The organism is Mitsuaria sp. WAJ17 (assembly GCF_014174515.1).
Taxonomy (GTDB): Bacteria; Pseudomonadota; Gammaproteobacteria; order Burkholderiales; family Burkholderiaceae_C; genus Roseateles_B.
Window position 1 is genome coordinate 72,529 of record NZ_JACJUG010000012.1, and the last position, 15,897, is coordinate 88,425.

Genomic DNA, 15,897 nt, shown 5'->3' on the forward strand with positions numbered 1-15,897 from the left:
ACCGCATCATGTGGATGACCCGCGTCTCCATCCAGAACCCGGTCTTCGCGACCATGGTGATGGTGGCCCTGTGCGTGATGGGCCTGTTTGCCTATTCCAAGCTGGGCGTCGAGCCCATGCCTGACATCACCTTCCCCGGCGCGCAGATCGACGTCGCCTACCCCGGCGCCTCGCCCGAGGCCATCGAGCGCGAGATCCTGCGTCCGCTGGAGGAATCGCTCAACACCATCTCCGGTGTGGACACCATCCGCTCGCGGGCCTACGAAGGCCGCAGCCAGGTCTGGGTCATGTTCAACCTGAACGCTGACATGAACCGCGGCATGCAGGAGATCCGCGACCGTGTAGGCATGGTGCAGGCCGGCTTCCCGCGTGACGTGAAGGCCCCCACCATCACCCGCTTCCAGGGGGACAATCAGCAGCCTGTCGTCGTGATGTCGCTGATGAGCGAGACCCGCTCGGCGCGCGAGCTCTCGATGATGGCCGAGCTGACCGTCTCCAAGCGCCTGACGCGCGTGGAGGGCGTGGCCCTGGTGGACATCGGCGGCATGGTCTCCCGCGAGGTGCGCGTGGACCTGGACCCGCAGCGCCTGCGTGCCTACGGCGTGACGCCGGCCGAGGTGGCCACCGCCCTGCGCGAGGCCAATGCCGACCAGCCCGTGGGCCTGCTGTCCGACAAGCTCAGCGACGCCATCCTGCGCGTCGAAGGCCGCGTCAAGGACCCCAAGGAGTTCGCCAAGATCGTCGTGGCCCGCCGCGGCAACCTGGTGCTCACCCTGGGCGACCTGGGGACGCTGGTCGAGCGTGAGCGCGAGGCCACCACCATCGCCCGCATCAACGGCAAGCCCGCCGTCACCTTCAGCGTCTTCAAGCAGCAGGACGCCAACGTGGTCGCCACCGGCGAAGCCGTCAAGGAGGCGATGGAGGAGCTGCGCAAGACTCTGCCCAAAGATGTCGAGCTGCGCCTCATCAATGCCAACAGCGACTGGGTCAAGGGCTCGCTGGACGGCCTGCGCCACACCCTCATCGAGGGCGCGCTGCTGACCGTGGCCATCGTCTTCCTGTTCCTGCACAGCTGGCGCTCGACCATCATCACCGGCCTGACCCTGCCCATCGCGGTGATCTCCAGCTTCCTGGCCGTGCATGCCTTCGGCTTCACACTGAACTTCATGACGATGATGGCGCTGTCGCTGTGCATCGGCCTGCTGATTGACGATGCCATCGTGGTGCGCGAGAACATCGTCCGCCACGTGGGCATGGGCAAGGACCATCACCAGGCGGCCTTCGATGGCACCAACGAGATCGGCGTGGCTGTGATGGCCACGACCTTCGCCATCTGCGCCGTGTTCGTGCCCGTGGCGTTCATGGGCGGCATCATCGGCAAGTTCTTCCATCCCTTCGGCATCACCGTGGCGGTGGCCGTGCTCGTGTCGCTGTTCGTGAGCTTCACGCTGGACCCGATGATGTCCAGCATCTGGAAGGACCCGCCCAGCACCTGGCTGCGCAAGTTCTGGGGCCTGCGCCATCTGATCAACGGCACCGACCGCGTCATGGACGTGCTGCACGGTACTTATGAGCGCGTGATCCGCTGGGTCTTCAGCGGCCGCCGCTACCGCGTCTTCGTGCCGCCGGTGCCCGCCTATGGCCGCCCTTTTGACGAGCAGGGCCAGCGTGACCGCAGTCAGAAGCGCCGCCTGCGCTTCGCCACCCTGACCCCGCGCGGCCTGGTGATGTGGGGCGGCTTCATGAGCTTCGTCATTGCCATCGTGCTGGCGGGTTTCGTGGGCAGCGAGTTCGTTCCCCAGACCGACCAGGGCTTCACCCAGCTGAGCCTGCGCATGCCCGTGGCGACCAGCCTGGAGCGCGGCGATGCCAAGGTGGCCCAGGTCGAGGAGATCCTCAAGGGCTATCCCGAGATCAAGACCGTGTCCACTGTCGTGGGCGCCTCTGGCGATGGCATGGCCACCGGCCGCAATCAGGCCGTGTTGAACATCGCGCTGACCGACCGCAAGGAGCGCAAGCGCACGCAGAAGCAGATCGAGGACGCCATGCGCGAGGACCTCGCCCGCATCCCCGGCATCGAGCTGTCGGTGGGCTTTGACCGTCCCGTGTGGATCAACCTGCTGGGCAACGACGCCGAGCAGCTGACCAAGGCCGCCAACGAGCTGGCCGCCGCCATCCGCAAGGTGCCCGGCGCCGTCGATGTGGACACCACTGTCAAGCCCGGCCTCCCGGCCTTCGCCGTCAGGCTGAAGGAATCGGCCGTGCGCGAGCTGGGGCTCACCGCCCCGCAGCTGGCCTCGTCCCTGCGCGCCTACGTCAACGGCGAGATCGCGACCTACTGGACCACGCCGGACGGCAACCAGGTCGAGGTGCTGCTGCGCCTGCCGCAGTCGCAGCGGGAGCGCATCGACCAGATGCAGAAGCTGCCTGTGGCCTTTGCCAAGGACGGCAGCCCCATCAGCCTGGACCAGGTGGCCACCATCGAGCCGGTGTTCAACCCCGAGGTGATCCGCCGGGAGTCCCTGCAGCGCCGCGAGGCGGTGTATGCCGCGGTCAAGGGCCGCAGCGCGGGTGAGGTCAATGCCGACGTGCAGAAGATCGTCAAGAACATGCAGCTGCCCCCGGGCGTCAGCTTCAAGGTGGATGGCGCCGGCAAGCAGCAGGCCGAAGCCTTCAAGGGCTTGCTCTCGGCCATGGGCCTGGCGGTGATCTTCATCTACATCGTGCTGGCCAGCCAGTTCGGCAGCTTCATCCAGCCCATCGCCATCATGGCCTCGCTGCCTCTGGCCCTGATCGGGGTGATGCTGGCCCTGCTGTTCTGGGGCTCGACGCTCAACGTCTTCTCCATGATCGGCCTGGTGATGCTGATGGGCCTGGTGACCAAGAACGCCATTCTGCTGGTGGACTTCGCCAACCATGCGCGCAAGGCCGGTGCCACGGTCAGCGAGGCCCTGCTGGAGGCCGGCCTGATCCGCATGCGCCCCATCATCATGACCACGGCGGCAATGATCTTCGGCATGCTGCCCATGGCCATGGCGCTCAACGAAGGCAGCGAGCTGCAGGCGCCCATGGGCCGGGCCATCATCGGCGGGGTGATCACCTCCACGCTGCTGACCCTGGTGGTCGTGCCGGTGCTGTACTCCTACCTGGTTCGCGACAAGAAGCGCAAACCCGCGGCACAGGCCGAGGCCGGAGCTCCGCACGCCCCCGTGCTGAGCGGCAATGCCGGCGTCGTGCCCGCCAAGTGAACCTGCTATGAGCGTCAAGTAAGCGCGGGATCGGCGGGGCTCTTTGCCCCGCCTGTCACCCTCCAGGCCGCAGGCACTGCCCGCGGCCTTTTTTCATGAGCCGCCGACCGGCGTGCCCTCCCGTGTGCGAACCGTGCACTGTTGCCGCGGCGGACGGATATTTGTCATCACGTCGTCGTCAGCTCCATGCAAGGCGGTGCAGACTTGCCTATCATCCGCGCCGCCTGTCTTCGGCCTGTCCCAGCCACGCCTTCTGTACACCATGCGCGCCCTCGTCCTCGCCCTGACCCTCTGCAGCCTCGGCTGCGTACCGCGGGCATGGGCGCAGGGCCTGCCGCCGCCGGCCAGCGAGCCGTTGCGCCTGCTCACCGAGGACTTCCCGCCCGTCAACTTCCAGCAGGATGGGGTGGTCAAGGGGCTCTCCGTGGAGATCGTGCAGGAGATCGAGCGCCGCCTTGGCCTCAAGGACGAGATCACGCTGATGCCCTGGTCCCGCGCTCTGCGCGAGGTGCAGGGGCCGGGCCGGGTGGCCCTCTTCGCCATGGCGCGCACGCCGGCCCGCGAGAAGCTGTTCAAGTGGGTGGGCCCCATCGTCACCTTCTACAGCTCGCTCTATGCACCGGCTCGTGGCGGCCTGCGCCTGCGCTCCATGGAGGACGCCAAGCGGGCGGAGTCCGTGCTGGTCGTGAGGGACTGGTACACCTCGGAACAGCTGGCCACCATGGGCTTTAAGAACCTGGTCCCCGTGTCGGATCCGGTGACCGGCATCCGCATGCTGCTGGCCGGGCGGGCTACGCTCTTCGCCACCGAGCGGCTTTCCATGCCGCAGACGCTGGCGCAGGCGGGCATCCCGGAGGAGAGCCTGGAGATCGTCTACAGCTATGCCAGCTCCGAGGGCTACATCGCCTTCTCGCACGAGACGCCCGACAGCCTGGTCCAGCTTTGGAACGAGAAGCTGCGCGAGATGAAGCGCGACGGCAGCTTCCGCACCATCTACAAGCGCTGGCTGCCAAACGACGCGCCGCCGCTGTGAGCGGCGAGACCGTGGCTGCCTAGGCCATGGCGAGGGCCATGCCTCGCAGGGCGGGCGACTCCTGGGCCGTGATCAGGTAGACCGGCATGCTCTGCAGCAGCGGCCGCATGCGGCCCTTGGCCAGGAAGCGCTCCATGAAGCCCGATGCCTGCAGCGCCTCAGCCATGCGCGGCAGCACACCGCCGCCCAGGTAGACACCGCCACGCGCTCCCAGGGTCAGCGCCAGGTTGCCTGCCACGGCGCCCAAGAAGCCGAAGAACAGGGTCAATGCTTCCACGCCCCACGCATCGGTCTGCGCCAGCGCGGCATCGGCCAGTTCGGGAGGCTGGGCGAAGCGCGGTGGCACGCCATCCAGCGCGCACAGGGCCTCGTAGGTCCAGACCAGGCCGGGCCCCGACAGCACGCGCTCGGCCGAGGCATGGCCGAAGCGCCGCTGCAACTGGCCCAGCACCTGCCACTCCCGTTCGGAGGCGGCACACAGGGAGGCATGGCCGCCTTCGCTCTCCAGCGCCCGCCATCCGCCACCGGGCTGGGGCAGCAGGCCCGAGACGCCCAGCCCCGTGCCCGGCCCGATCAGCGCGCGCGCCGCGTCGGGCAAGGCCGGGCCGCCGCCCAGGTGCAGCAGCTCGTCCTTGCGCAGGGTGGGCAGGGCCAGGGCCAGGGCGGAGAAATCGTTGTAGATGGCCAGCTTGTGCAGGCCCAGGGCCTGTCGCATCGCTTCGGTGGAGAAGGCCCAGTGGTTGTTGGTCATCTGGACCCAGTCGCCCGTGACCGGATTGGCCAGGCCCAGGGCCGCCTGCGCGGGGCGCTCGCGCCTGATGCGGTCCAGGTAGGCCTCGACCGCCTGCTGCAGCTGCGGGTAGTCCTGGCAGGGCAGTGTCTCCACGCACTCCAAGGGCGCCTGTGCGTGCGCCTGCCAGGCGAAGCGGGCATTGGTGCCGCCGATGTCGCCCACGAGTCGTGGGCGGGCACGGAGGGAGTCCTGCGTCATGCGATGCGCCTCTCATCCTGGCCCTGGAACAGATGGACGGCCTGGGGCGCCCACTGCAGATGGACCGTGTCGCCCACCTGGGCATGCAGCGCTCCCGGCACGCGGCTGGTGAGGCGGCCCACGGCTGTCTCGACTGTGGCGTAGGTGTCGGGCCCGGTGGGCTCGATCATGTGAAGGCGGCCAGGGAGGCCCTCGCTCGACAGGCGGACGTCTTCAGGCCGCAGGCCGTACAGCACATCCTGCCCAGACAGGGGCTGCAGCGCGAGGCGCTGAGCCTCCGACAGCGGCAGGGCCCGGCCCGCGGCCTGCGCCTGGCTGCCATCGAAGCGGGCGCCGACGAAGTTCATGGTCGGCGAGCCAATGAACTCGGCCACGAAGCGATTGGCCGGGCGGCTGTAGATGTCCTCGGGCGTGCCGAACTGCTGGACCTGGCCATCCTTCATTACCGCGATGCGGTCCCCCAGGGTCATGGCCTCGACCTGGTCATGGGTGACGTAGACCGTGGTGGTGCGGGTGCGCTGATGCAGCAGCTTGATCTCGGCGCGCATCTCCACGCGCAGCTTGGCATCGAGGTTGGACAGCGGCTCGTCAAAGAGGAAGAGCTTAGGGTCGCGCGCCAGTGCCCGGCCCATGGCCACGCGCTGGCGCTGGCCGCCGGACAGCTGCCCGGGCTTGCGCTGCAGCAGGTGCTCGATCTGCAGCATCTTCGCGACGCGGGCCACGGCGGCATCCCGCTCGACGCGCTTCATGCCGCGCATCTCCAGCGCGAAGGCGATGTTCTGGGCCACGTTCATGTTCGGGTAGAGCGCATAGCTCTGGAAGACCATGGCGATGTCGCGATCCTTGGAGGGCAGGTCGGTCACGTCGCGCTCGCCGATGTGGATGCGGCCCGTCGTGGGCTGCTCCAGCCCGGCGATCATGGCCAGCAGGGTGGATTTGCCGCAGCCCGAAGGGCCCACGAGGATGAGGAACTCACCGGCATCGATCTCCAGATCGATGCCCTTGAGGATCTCGACGCTGCCATAGCCCTTGCGAATCTGCTGGAGGTTCAGTGCACCCATGGTGTCATCCTTTCACGGCGCCGGCGGTGAGACCGCGCACGAAGTACTTGCCCGCCAGCACATAGACCAGCAGGGTGGGCGCGGCGGCGATAAGGGCCGCCGCCATGTCCACGTTGTATTCCTTGACCGAACTGGAGGTGTTGGCCAGGTTGTTGAGGCCCACGGTGATGGGCTTGGCGTCGGCGCCGGAGAACACCACGCCATAGAGGAAATCGTTCCAGATGGCCGTGAACTGCCAGATCAGCGTCACCACGAGGATGGGGCCGGACAGCGGCAGCACGATGCGCCAGAAGATCTGCCAGAAGCCCGCGCCATCGAGCATGGCGGCCTTCACCAGCTCATCCGGCAGGCCCGCGTAGTAGTTGCGGAAGAACAGCGTGGTGGAGGGCAGGCCCGCCAGCACGTGCACCAGCACCAGGCCCGCCAGTGAGTTGGCCAGGCCCAGCTGCCCCAGCACCTGGCTCATGGGCAGCAAGACCACCTGCATGGGCATGAAGACGCCGAAGAGCATCAGGGCGAAGATCAGCTCGCTGCCGCGGAAGCGCCACTTGGTCAGCACATAGCCGTTGATGGCACCCAGGGCCGTGGAGATGATCACCGCGGGCACCACCATGGCGACCGAATTCATGAAGAAGGGCTTGAGGCCGTTGCAGTCCGTGCCCGTGCAGGCGCTGGACCAGGCCTTGGCCCAGGCGCCCAGGTCCGGCGCCGAGGGGATGGACAGCAGGCTGCCCTGGCGCAGTTCCTCCATGCTCTTGAGCGAGGTGCTCACCATCACGTAGAGCGGGGTCAGGTAGAACAGGGCCAGCAGGCCCAGAGCCGCGAAGAGCGCCAGGCGCGCCAGGCTCAGGCGTGGCGAGACCGTCAGGGTGGAGCTCATGCGTGCCTCCCGCGTTGGCGCAGTTCGGAGTAGAGATAGGGCACGACGATGGCCGCGATGGTGGCCAGCATCACCGTGGCGCTGGCGGCCCCGAGACCGATCTGGCCGCGGCTGAAGGCCATGGTGTACATGAAGGTGGCGGGCAGGTCCGTCGCGTAGCCGGGCCCGCCGGCGGTGAGTGCCATCACCAGGTCGAAGCTCTTGATCGCGAGGTGGCTCACCACCATCAGCGTCGAGAAGAAGACCGGGCGCAGGCTGGGGATGAGGATGCGCCAGTAGATGCGCGGCAGGCTGGCCCCATCGACTTGCGCGGCCTTGATGATGCTGTCGTCGATGCCGCGCAACCCCGCGAGGAACAGCGCCATCACGAAACCCGAGCTCTGCCAGATGGCGGCGATGACGACGCAGTACAGCGCCATGTCGGCGTCCACGAGCCAGTCGAAGCGCGCGTTCTCGAAGCCCCATTGCTGCAGCAGGTGCTCCAGGCCCAGGCCGGGGTTGAGGATCCACTTCCAGGCCGTGCCCGTCACGATGAAGGACAGCGCCATGGGGTAGAGGTAGACCGTGCGCAGCACGCCTTCGGCACGGATGCGCTGGTCCAGCAGGATGGCCAGCAGCAGGCCCATGACGGTGGCGCCGCCGACGAACAGCGTGCCGAAGACGGCCAGGTTGCGCAGGGCCAGGGTCCAGCGCTCGGACTCGAAGAGCTGCGCGTATTGCGCCAGGCCCACGAACTCGTAGTTGGGCAGCAGGCGTGAGGCGGTGAGCGAGAGCACACCGTTCCAGGCCATCAGGCCGTAGATGAAGAACAGCGCCAGCAGGAAGGAGGGCGCCAGGACCAGCTTGGGCAGCCAGGGGCTGCGGGGAGGGGCATTCATGGCAGGCCTTTGGAAGGCGTCGAAGGAGTCAGCCGAGGGCTCAAAAAGACCTGCACGCCGCGCCCATCCTGGGCCTTGGAGGCGGCCTGCGGACGAGCGCAGGCGTGCAGGCAAGGGTCCACAGGGGGCACCCGAGCTACAAGAGATCCTTGAGGAAGAAGGGGCAGGGCGCTCGCCGTGGCGAACGTCCCTGCCGTGACGCTCAGCGCTGCTTGGCGGCGGCGAGGAGGCGGTCCATGGCCTGGGCCGTGCTCATCTTGTCGCTGTTCCAGAACTGGCTGACCACGTCCTTGATCGCGCCTTCAGCCGCCGAGGGCACGGCCATGCCGTGGGCGATGGACGGCACCAGGGTGGAGGCCTTGGCGCTGTCGGCGAAGTCCTTGGACGAGGCGCGGGCGCAATCGTCGAACTTGTCCATCTTCATGTTCATCCGGACCGGGATGGAGCCCTTGTTCAGGTTGAACAGTTCCTGGAAGTCCGGCGACATGATGGCCGAGGCCAGGTCGCGCTGCGCCTTCTGGTTGGCCTCGTTCTTTAGCTTGAAGAAGGCAAAGGAGTCGATGTTGAAGGTGAAGGCCTTGGCGGTGCCCGGCGCCGGCAGGCACAGGAAGTCCTTGCCGGCGGTCTTGCCTGCGGCCACGAATTCGCCCTTGGCCCAGTCGCCCATGATCTGCATGCCGGCCTCGCCCTTGATCACCATGGCGGTGGCCAGGTTCCAGTCGCGGCCGGGGGCATTGCGGTCGGTGTAGTCCTTGAGGCGGCGGAAAGTGCTCAGGACCTTCTCCATGGCAGGGCTCTTCAGTGTGGCCGGGTCCAGCTGGACCAGGGCCTTGCGATAGAAGTCCACGCCGCCCAGGCCGAGGGCCACGGCCTCGAAGCTGGTGAAGTCCTGCCAGTTCTGGCCGCCATGGGCCAACGGCACGATGCCGGCCTTCTTCAGGGCGTCGGCCGCTACGAAGAACTCGTCCCAGGTGGTCGGGGCCTTGGCGCCGGCCTTCTTCAGGGCCTCGGGGTTCACCCACAGCCAGTTCACGCGGTGCACGTTCACGGGCGCGGCGATGTAGTGGCCCTGGTACTTCATGATGTCGCTGACGACCTTGGGCAGGCTCTCGTCCCACTTCTCGGCCCGGGCCAGATCGTCCATATTGGCCAGCACGCCCTCCTGCGCCCATTCCTGCAGTGAAGGGCCCTTGATCTGCGCTGCCGCCGGGGCGTTGCCCGAAACCACGCGGGACTTCAGCACCGTCATGGCGGAATCGCCGCCGCCGCCGGCCACGGCGAAGTCCTTCCAGCTGTGGCCCTTGGCCTGCAGCGTGCCCTTCAGTGCAACGGCGGCCTTGGCCTCGCCGCCGCTGGTCCACCAGTGCAGGACTTCCACTTCGCCGGCCTGGGCCGAGGTGACCGCGCAGGCCGTGATCAGGGCCAGGGCCAGGGGGCGCAGGACGCCCTTGTTCATGCTTTGCATGCTTGTCTCCAGATTCTTTTGTGCGTTGAGCGTGATTGTGCGTTCATCTGTCGTTCATGGACGACTCAGAACCACCATTCCACCTGGGCGCCGGCACTGGTGCCGGAGGTCTTGTCCGCGAAGGCGGCCTGGCCGGTGACGTTGCCGGCGGCCTCGTTCCAGCGGGCGTGCGTCAGGTAGAGGCGGAACTCGGGGCGGCTCCAGAAGTCATTGGCGATGGACAGCGTCGGCGCAATCGTGAACTTGGTCAGGCGGGCCTTGGCGCCGCCGTCCGGCTTGTACTGCGACACGCCCACCTCGCTGACCAGCTTGAAGTTGCGGCTCATGCCATAGGAGGCGCGAGCACCGATGGACAGGGTCTTGGTGCTCTTGCCCGCCGCATCCGTCTCCTTGGCCAGCAGCAGCATGGCCTGGCCGCCGAAGACGCCTTCCTGCCAGCCGATGGAGTCCACCAGGCGGTAGCTCTTGGCGGAGGAGCCGGCGCCGAGGTCGCCGAAGTTGGAGTTCAGCCCGGCCGAGCCCTGGGCGTACTGCAGCCACAGGGTGTTGGACAAGCCCGTGCCGAAGAGTTTGGCCTGATCATGGCGCAGCGCGACGCCCAGCCCCGAGGTGCCGCCGTCAAAGCTGCCCCTGGTGGCCGTGAGGAAGACGTTCAGCTTGCCATCATCATTGGCGGCGATGTCCACCCACTCGACGTTGGCGCGATGGCCGGGCTTCACGGCGCTGGCCTCGGTCTTGTAGAAGGCCACGCCCAGCTTGCCGGCGCCGCCATCCAGACCCTTGACGCCGGCACCGACGCCGGCCATCTCGGTGAAGTAGGTGTCGACGATGTGCACGTCACCGCGGCGGCCGCGCTCCTTGCCGATCCAGAAGGTGGCATTGGGCGCGACGTCGAATCCCTTGGCCTCGGCAAACATCTGCTCGATGGCCAGGCCCTTGCCGTTGGTGTCGGTGGCGCCGGTCCAGTGGTTGGTCATCAGGGTGACGCGGTAGTCCACGCCATCTTTCTGGAAGCCCTGGCTCAGCTGGAATTCGCCGTAGAAGTCGCACTCGTTGCCCAGGCGGTACTTGATGCCGGCGCTGCCGCCGTTCAGGGCGTAGCAGGCGCGGGAGGCATTGTTGGAGGTGAGGCCGGGGCCGGCACGGAAGTAGCCGGTCCAGTCCAGCGCCTGAGCGCTGGCAGCAGCGCAGCCAAGGCTCAGCAGGAGGGTCAGGCGCGTCAGCGCTTGCGGGGGGAACTTCATTTGCATTGTCTCCGTCGTGGGGCTCCTGAGCGCCAGCGTCCGGTCGCCAGCGTTCATGAAGCGTTTATGTTCTGTGCATGCGACGTTAATGTTAATGTTTCGTTCATGTACGTTTATTGGTGATTACCATTAGGGTGCATCTGGCTCTCGGTTGGTGCAGGGGATGAGGCTTGTGGAGTGGCGCAGGGACCCCTAAGCGGCGTGGCCTGGCCTTCTGGTGAGGGCGGGCCTTGCACAAGGCAAGGAGGACCCTGCCAGGCCTCAATGCGCCAGCGGGAAGATCAGGTCCAGCTGCAGCCCATGCGGCTGCACTGGAGCGGCGCAGACGCGGCCGCCGTGGCGTTCCACGATTTCCTTGACGATGGCAAGACCCAGGCCGCAACCATTGCCGCCCAGCGTGCCACGGTAGAAGCGCTCGAAGAGCCGGCCTTCGCTGCCGGCGGGGACGCCGGGCCCGTTGTCGCGGATGCTGAGGCAGACATGCTCATTCGCCGAGCCGGCCTGCACGGTGACCGTGGCGCCGCGGCCGGCATAGCGCAGGGCGTTGTCGACCACGTTGACCAGCGCCTCCTTCAGCAGCAGGGGCACGCCGTGCACCCACAGGGGCGTGGCGCCGTCACTGTCATCCGCGGCCTCGAAGCCCAGGTCCACGCCCGCCTGCAGCGCGCGGGGCACCAACTCGGCCGTGACCTCGCGCGCGAGGCGGGCCAGGTCCAGCTTCACGCGGGACTGCGCCCCTTGCGACTCCGGCTCCGTGCGAGCCAGGGTCAGCAGCTGGTTGACCAGGTGGGCGCTGCGGCTGGCGCTCTCATGCACGCGCTGCAGGCGCTCTCGCAGCGCGGGCTCGCCAGGCAGTTCGGCGGCTTCCTTGAGCGCCAGCTCGGTCTGGCTCTTGAGGCCGGCCAGGGGCGTGCGCAGCTGGTGGGCGGCGTCGCTGATGAAGCGGCGCTGGGCCTGCACATTGCTCTGCACCGCTTCCAGCAGCTCATTGATGGCATGGGCCAGGCTGCGCAGCTCCTGCGGTGCCACATGCAGCTCGATGGGGCGCAGGTCATTGGGCTTGCGCCCCTCGACCAGGCTGCGCAGGCGCGCGATGGGCGCCAGGCCGGCGCGAATGCCCGCGGCCACGATCATGGTCATCAGCACCATCAGCAGGGACAGGGGCAGGACCATGTCGGTCAGCAGGCGTCGGGCGAGCTCCTCGCGGTTGGCACTGGACCGCGCAACCTGGACCAGCATGGTGCGGCCCTTGTCCTCCCCGTCGGCGTCACCGTAGTGCAGGTACAGGGCGGCCACGCGCAGACGGTCCGTGCTGCCGGACTGCGGATGGGCGACCTGGCTGTCGTAGTAGTAGGGCTCGCCCAGGCGCGGATGCTCGGGCACGGACTGGGGCAGGGGTAGGGGCAGCTGGCGGTTGCCCAGGATGAATTCGCCGGGGGGAGAGCTGACGGTGTAGAGCAGCTTGTCCGCCGGATCGGCCTCCAGCACATCCTGGGCGGCGCGGGGAAAGTCGATCAGCAGACCGGTGCCCATGGGCTTGACCTGCCGCGCGAGCGCCCGGCTGGCCTGCGAGAGGCTGGCGTCCACGGCCTGGTTGGCATAGCGCTCGGCCAGCTTGAAGGTGAAGAGCGCCCCACCCAGCCACAGCACCAGTTGGGGCAGCAGCAGCCACAGCAGCAGCTGCCGGCGCAGCGAGGTGCCGGCACCGAACCAGCGCAGGACGCGGTGCAGCATGCGCCTGCCTGCCCTGGCCTAGGCGCTGGCGGAGGTCTCGGCCTCCAGCAGATAGCCCAGGCCGCGCACCGTGCGGATGGCCACGCCGGCGCCTTCGAGCTTGCGGCGCAGGCGGTGGATGTAGACCTCCACCGCATTGGTGGCGCTGCCTTGCGGATCATTGCCGCCGCCGTCGGCCGAGGCCCAGGTCTGGTTGATCTGTTCCTTGGTGACCACGCGGTCCCTGTTGGACATGAGCAGGTCCAGCAGCATCCACTCGCGCGGGCTGAGGTCGATGGGCTCGCCGTGGATCAGTGCCCGGCGGGCGTCCTGGTCCAGGCTCAGCCCGGCCACCTCGGCGCGCGGGGCCTGGGCCCCCGTGCGACTGCGGCGCAGCAAGGCACGTAGGCGGGCTTCCAGCTCGGGGAAGTCGAAGGGCTTGGTGAGGTAGTCGTCAGCGCCGGCGTTGAGGCCGGCCACGCGGTCCTCCAGGCTGTCCAGGGCGGTGAGGATCAGCACCGGCAGCGCGGGCTTGGCCACGCGCACATGCTTGAGCACGGTGAGCCCGTCCACCATGGGCAGGCCCAGGTCCAGCACCGCGACATCAAAGGGCTGCTTGACCAGCAGGTACTCGGCGACCGCGCCATTGGGGGCGTGCTCCACGGCGAAGCCGCTGCGGCGCATCTGGGCACACAGGGCGTCGGCGAGCAGGGGATCGTCTTCGGCAAGCAGCAGGTTCATGAACGGGAGCTTAACAGCCGTTCAGATCGGAGGTGACAGGAGTTTCCTGCGGTTTCGGGAAGACTGGGCGCTCCGGGCGCCGTGCAAGCTCCCAGAGTTCGCAGCTGCGGGGGGTGTGATGCCGGACCAAGATCCCGGAGCCCTGGCCCGGCGGACGGGCGGGGGCTTGCTCAAGCTCTGGAGGAACTGAACATGAAATCAGCAACCATGGCGCTCGTTGCGTCTGCGTGTCTTCTTTCGGCGGGACTCTCGCCGGCCGCGCCGGTGAAGTCCACCGCCGTGCCCATACCCATCGAGGAGGAGTTTGTCGTGGCACAGCAGCTGCACGTCGATGCCAGCCTGGATACCATCGTGATGCAGCTGATCGGGGACGGCCTGTTTGCCCCCGGTGCCGCATGGCACTACAAGGGCGGATACGAGGTGTCTGAAACCTCCCCGGGCGTTTTCTCCGGCAGCTATACCGGGGTTCTCGCCGGCAGCTATCTCGGCGAGGACTGGGCCTTCGAGTACGCGGCCGCCATGGCGACCGATGCTGTGCTGAACAAGGTATGGAACCTCGACAGCAAGGGCAAGTGGAAGAAGGGGCCCAATGCCGGGAAGAACTTCAAGGACAAGGGGAAGCTGACCGAGAAGACCGACAGCACGGCTGATCTTGAACTCGAGATCGAAACCGACGGTGTCACGCCCAAGGCCCAGACCACCGCCTCCAACCTCAAGAAGGAAAAGGGGGGCGGCAAGCTGAAGGTGGGAGGGAACATTGACGTCACCGACGACAAGGGGAAGAAGCACACGGAGAAGCTGGCCATCGATCTGGATCAAGCCAGCAAGACCTTCACCTCCAAGCTGACCAGCCCGGTGCTTGGCTTTGATGTGGTCGTCCTGGAGAACACGGGCAGCTTCACTGCAGAGAAAGTCGGAAGCAAGATCACCGGGAATACCTCGTTCGACATCACGATCGCGCAGGTGCCGGAACCGGCCACGCCCTTGCTGTTCGCCGCGGGATTCGGCGGCTTCATGGCGTCGCGCCGACGCAAGCCAGCCTGAACGGGCACCCATGGAGGCTCCCTCGGCCCCCGTACTGGTTCACCGCGGGCTGGTCGCGAGCAGCAGCCCTGGCCGGCGGAACTCCGGCGGCGGCATCGGGCGCTTTGGAGAAACGAGGACTGGCCGGAACCGGCCATCGACCTCGTGGACAAAGGCCAGGCCGCGGTGAGGGGCGGCGCCCGCAACAGGACGCGGCGTGCTCAGCACTCGACGATGTTCACCGCCAGGCCGCCGCGGGCCGTTTCCTTGTACTTGGTCATCATGTCGGCGCCGGTGTCGCGCATGGTCTTGATCACCTTGTCCAGGCTGACGAAGTGGGTGCCGTCGCCGCGCAGGGCCATGCGGGCGGCATTGATGGCCTTGACCGAGGCGATGGCATTGCGTTCGATGCAGGGGATCTGAACCAGGCCGCCCACCGGGTCGCAGGTCAGGCCCAGGTGGTGCTCCATGCCGATTTCCGCGGCGTTCTCCACCTGCTCGGGCGTGCCGCCCATGACCTGGCACAGCGCGCCGGCCGCCATCGAGCAGGCCACGCCGACCTCGCCCTGGCAGCCGACCTCTGCGCCGGAGATGGAGGCGTTCTCCTTGTAGAGGATGCCGATGGCGGCGGCGGTCAGGAGGAAGTCCACGACGCCGTCTTCGCTGGCGCCGTGCACAAAGCGGCTGTAGTAGTGCAGCACGGCCGGCACGATGCCGGCGGCGCCATTGGTGGGGGCGGTCACCACGCGGCCACCCGCGGCGTTCTCCTCGTTCACCGCCAGGGCGTAGAGGTTGACCCAGTCCATCACCTGCAGCGGGTCACGCAGGGCGGCTTCCGGGTTGGCGGTGAGGTCGCGATAGAGCTGCGAGGCGCGGCGTTTGACCTTGAAGCCCCCGGGCAGGATGCCCTCGGTGCGCAGGCCGCGGCTGACGCAGTCCTGCATCACTTGCCAGATGCGCAGCAGGCCGTCCCGCGTGTCCGCGTCGCTGCGCCAGTGGCGCTCGTTGCGGCGCATCACCTCGGCGATGCTGATGCCGTGGGCCTTGGTCAGTGCCAGCAGTTCGTCGCCAGTCTTGAAGGGATAGGGCAGCACGGTGGCATCGGGCGCGATGACCTTCTGCTTGCTGCCGTCGGCCGCGACCTCCTCGCTGACGACGAAGCCGCCGCCCACCGAGTAGTAGGTCTTTTCCGAAAGGAGCGCACCCGCTGCATCGAAGGCACTGAAGCGCATGCCATTGGCATGGAAGGGCAGGCTCTGGCGGCGGAAGAAGACCAGGTCCTTGGCTTCGTTGAAGTCCACCCAGTGCTCGCCCAGCAGCTGCAGGCGGTTGCCCTGGCGGATGTCGTCCAGGTACTGCGGTACGCGCTCGACATCGACGGTGTCGGGCTCATGACCGGCCAGGCCCAGCAGCACGGCGGTGTCGCTGCCGTGGCCCTTGCCGGTGGCGCCCAGGGAGCCGTAGAGCTGGGACAGCACGCGCGCGGTGTGCGGCAGCTGGCCCTCGCTGCGCAGGCGCGAGGCGAAGAGACGGGCCGCACGCATCGGGCCCACCGTGTGGGAGCTGGAGGGGCCGATGCCAATCTTGAACAGGTCGAAAACGGAAACGGCCATGGGGCTC

At 67.6% G+C, this 15,897-nt stretch carries 12 protein-coding genes; 3 read left to right on the forward strand and 9 right to left on the reverse strand.

What is annotated here, in order from left to right; all coding sequences use genetic code 11:
• The first annotated feature begins 8 nt into the window (after positions 1–8).
• Together H5407_RS11720 and H5407_RS11725 are read left to right on the forward strand one after the other, a co-directional pair.
• Positions 9–3,248 (forward strand): efflux RND transporter permease subunit, encoded by a 3,240-nt coding sequence (locus tag H5407_RS11720; RefSeq protein WP_183104631.1) that lies wholly within the window; start codon positions 9–11, stop codon positions 3,246–3,248.
• 262 nt (positions 3,249–3,510) lie between these two features.
• Positions 3,511–4,281, forward strand: coding sequence for an ABC transporter substrate-binding protein (locus tag H5407_RS11725; protein WP_183104632.1), 771 nt, complete (start codon positions 3,511–3,513; stop codon positions 4,279–4,281).
• Between the two features lie 19 nt (positions 4,282–4,300).
• Here H5407_RS11725 and glk read toward each other — a convergent pair whose 3' ends face one another.
• The 8 genes from glk to H5407_RS11765 form a co-directional block, all read right to left on the reverse strand.
• On the reverse strand, positions 4,301–5,272 hold the full coding sequence (gene glk, locus H5407_RS11730; protein WP_183104633.1) for a glucokinase: 972 nt from the start codon (positions 5,270–5,272) through the stop codon (positions 4,301–4,303).
• Complete coding sequence (locus H5407_RS11735; RefSeq protein WP_183104634.1) at positions 5,269–6,333, reverse strand: ABC transporter ATP-binding protein; 1,065 nt, start codon at positions 6,331–6,333, stop codon at positions 5,269–5,271. The genes glk and H5407_RS11735 overlap by 4 nt, the downstream gene beginning before the upstream one ends.
• A gap of 4 nt (positions 6,334–6,337) precedes the next feature.
• Positions 6,338–7,213 (reverse strand): carbohydrate ABC transporter permease, encoded by an 876-nt coding sequence (locus tag H5407_RS11740; protein ID WP_183104635.1) that lies wholly within the window; start codon positions 7,211–7,213, stop codon positions 6,338–6,340.
• Positions 7,210–8,091 (reverse strand): carbohydrate ABC transporter permease, encoded by an 882-nt coding sequence (locus tag H5407_RS11745; RefSeq protein ID WP_183104636.1) that lies wholly within the window; start codon positions 8,089–8,091, stop codon positions 7,210–7,212. Before H5407_RS11745 ends, H5407_RS11740 begins: the two co-directional genes overlap by 4 nt.
• A gap of 202 nt (positions 8,092–8,293) precedes the next feature.
• Positions 8,294–9,547: an ABC transporter substrate-binding protein gene (locus H5407_RS11750; RefSeq protein WP_183104692.1), complete on the reverse strand. Its 1,254-nt coding sequence runs from the start codon at positions 9,545–9,547 to the stop codon at positions 8,294–8,296.
• A gap of 74 nt (positions 9,548–9,621) precedes the next feature.
• Complete coding sequence (locus H5407_RS11755; RefSeq protein ID WP_183104637.1) at positions 9,622–10,800, reverse strand: carbohydrate porin; 1,179 nt, start codon at positions 10,798–10,800, stop codon at positions 9,622–9,624.
• Positions 10,801–11,061: 261 nt separating this feature from the next.
• Complete coding sequence (locus H5407_RS11760) at positions 11,062–12,534, reverse strand: sensor histidine kinase (RefSeq protein WP_183104638.1); 1,473 nt, start codon at positions 12,532–12,534, stop codon at positions 11,062–11,064.
• Positions 12,535–12,552: 18 nt separating this feature from the next.
• Positions 12,553–13,254 carry a response regulator transcription factor gene (locus tag H5407_RS11765; RefSeq protein ID WP_183104639.1) on the reverse strand — a complete coding sequence of 234 codons (702 nt, stop codon included), beginning with the start codon at positions 13,252–13,254 and terminating at the stop codon, positions 12,553–12,555.
• A 192-nt stretch (positions 13,255–13,446) separates the two neighbouring features.
• Between H5407_RS11765 and H5407_RS11770 the strand changes: the two genes are divergently transcribed.
• Positions 13,447–14,298 carry a PEP-CTERM sorting domain-containing protein gene (locus H5407_RS11770; RefSeq protein WP_183104640.1) on the forward strand — a complete coding sequence of 284 codons (852 nt, stop codon included), beginning with the start codon at positions 13,447–13,449 and terminating at the stop codon, positions 14,296–14,298.
• A gap of 200 nt (positions 14,299–14,498) precedes the next feature.
• On the opposite strand, the gene H5407_RS11775 is transcribed toward H5407_RS11770, so the two are convergent.
• Positions 14,499–15,890, reverse strand: coding sequence for an L-serine ammonia-lyase (locus H5407_RS11775; RefSeq protein ID WP_183104641.1), 1,392 nt, complete (start codon positions 15,888–15,890; stop codon positions 14,499–14,501).
• Positions 15,891–15,897 lie beyond the last annotated feature (7 nt).

Coding starts and splice junctions, on each gene's coding strand:
- H5407_RS11720 (WP_183104631.1), top strand. CDS start 9: ATGTGGATGACCCGCGTCTCCATCCAGAACCCGGTCTTCGCGACCATG.
- H5407_RS11725 (WP_183104632.1), top strand. CDS start 3,511: ATGCGCGCCCTCGTCCTCGCCCTGACCCTCTGCAGCCTCGGCTGCGTA.
- glk (WP_183104633.1), bottom strand. CDS start 5,272: ATGACGCAGGACTCCCTCCGTGCCCGCCCACGACTCGTGGGCGACATC.
- H5407_RS11735 (WP_183104634.1), bottom strand. CDS start 6,333: ATGGGTGCACTGAACCTCCAGCAGATTCGCAAGGGCTATGGCAGCGTC.
- H5407_RS11740 (WP_183104635.1), bottom strand. CDS start 7,213: ATGAGCTCCACCCTGACGGTCTCGCCACGCCTGAGCCTGGCGCGCCTG.
- H5407_RS11745 (WP_183104636.1), bottom strand. CDS start 8,091: ATGAATGCCCCTCCCCGCAGCCCCTGGCTGCCCAAGCTGGTCCTGGCG.
- H5407_RS11750 (WP_183104692.1), bottom strand. CDS start 9,547: ATGAACAAGGGCGTCCTGCGCCCCCTGGCCCTGGCCCTGATCACGGCC.
- H5407_RS11755 (WP_183104637.1), bottom strand. CDS start 10,800: ATGAAGTTCCCCCCGCAAGCGCTGACGCGCCTGACCCTCCTGCTGAGC.
- H5407_RS11760 (WP_183104638.1), bottom strand. CDS start 12,534: ATGCTGCACCGCGTCCTGCGCTGGTTCGGTGCCGGCACCTCGCTGCGC.
- H5407_RS11765 (WP_183104639.1), bottom strand. CDS start 13,254: ATGAACCTGCTGCTTGCCGAAGACGATCCCCTGCTCGCCGACGCCCTG.
- H5407_RS11770 (WP_183104640.1), top strand. CDS start 13,447: ATGAAATCAGCAACCATGGCGCTCGTTGCGTCTGCGTGTCTTCTTTCG.
- H5407_RS11775 (WP_183104641.1), bottom strand. CDS start 15,890: ATGGCCGTTTCCGTTTTCGACCTGTTCAAGATTGGCATCGGCCCCTCC.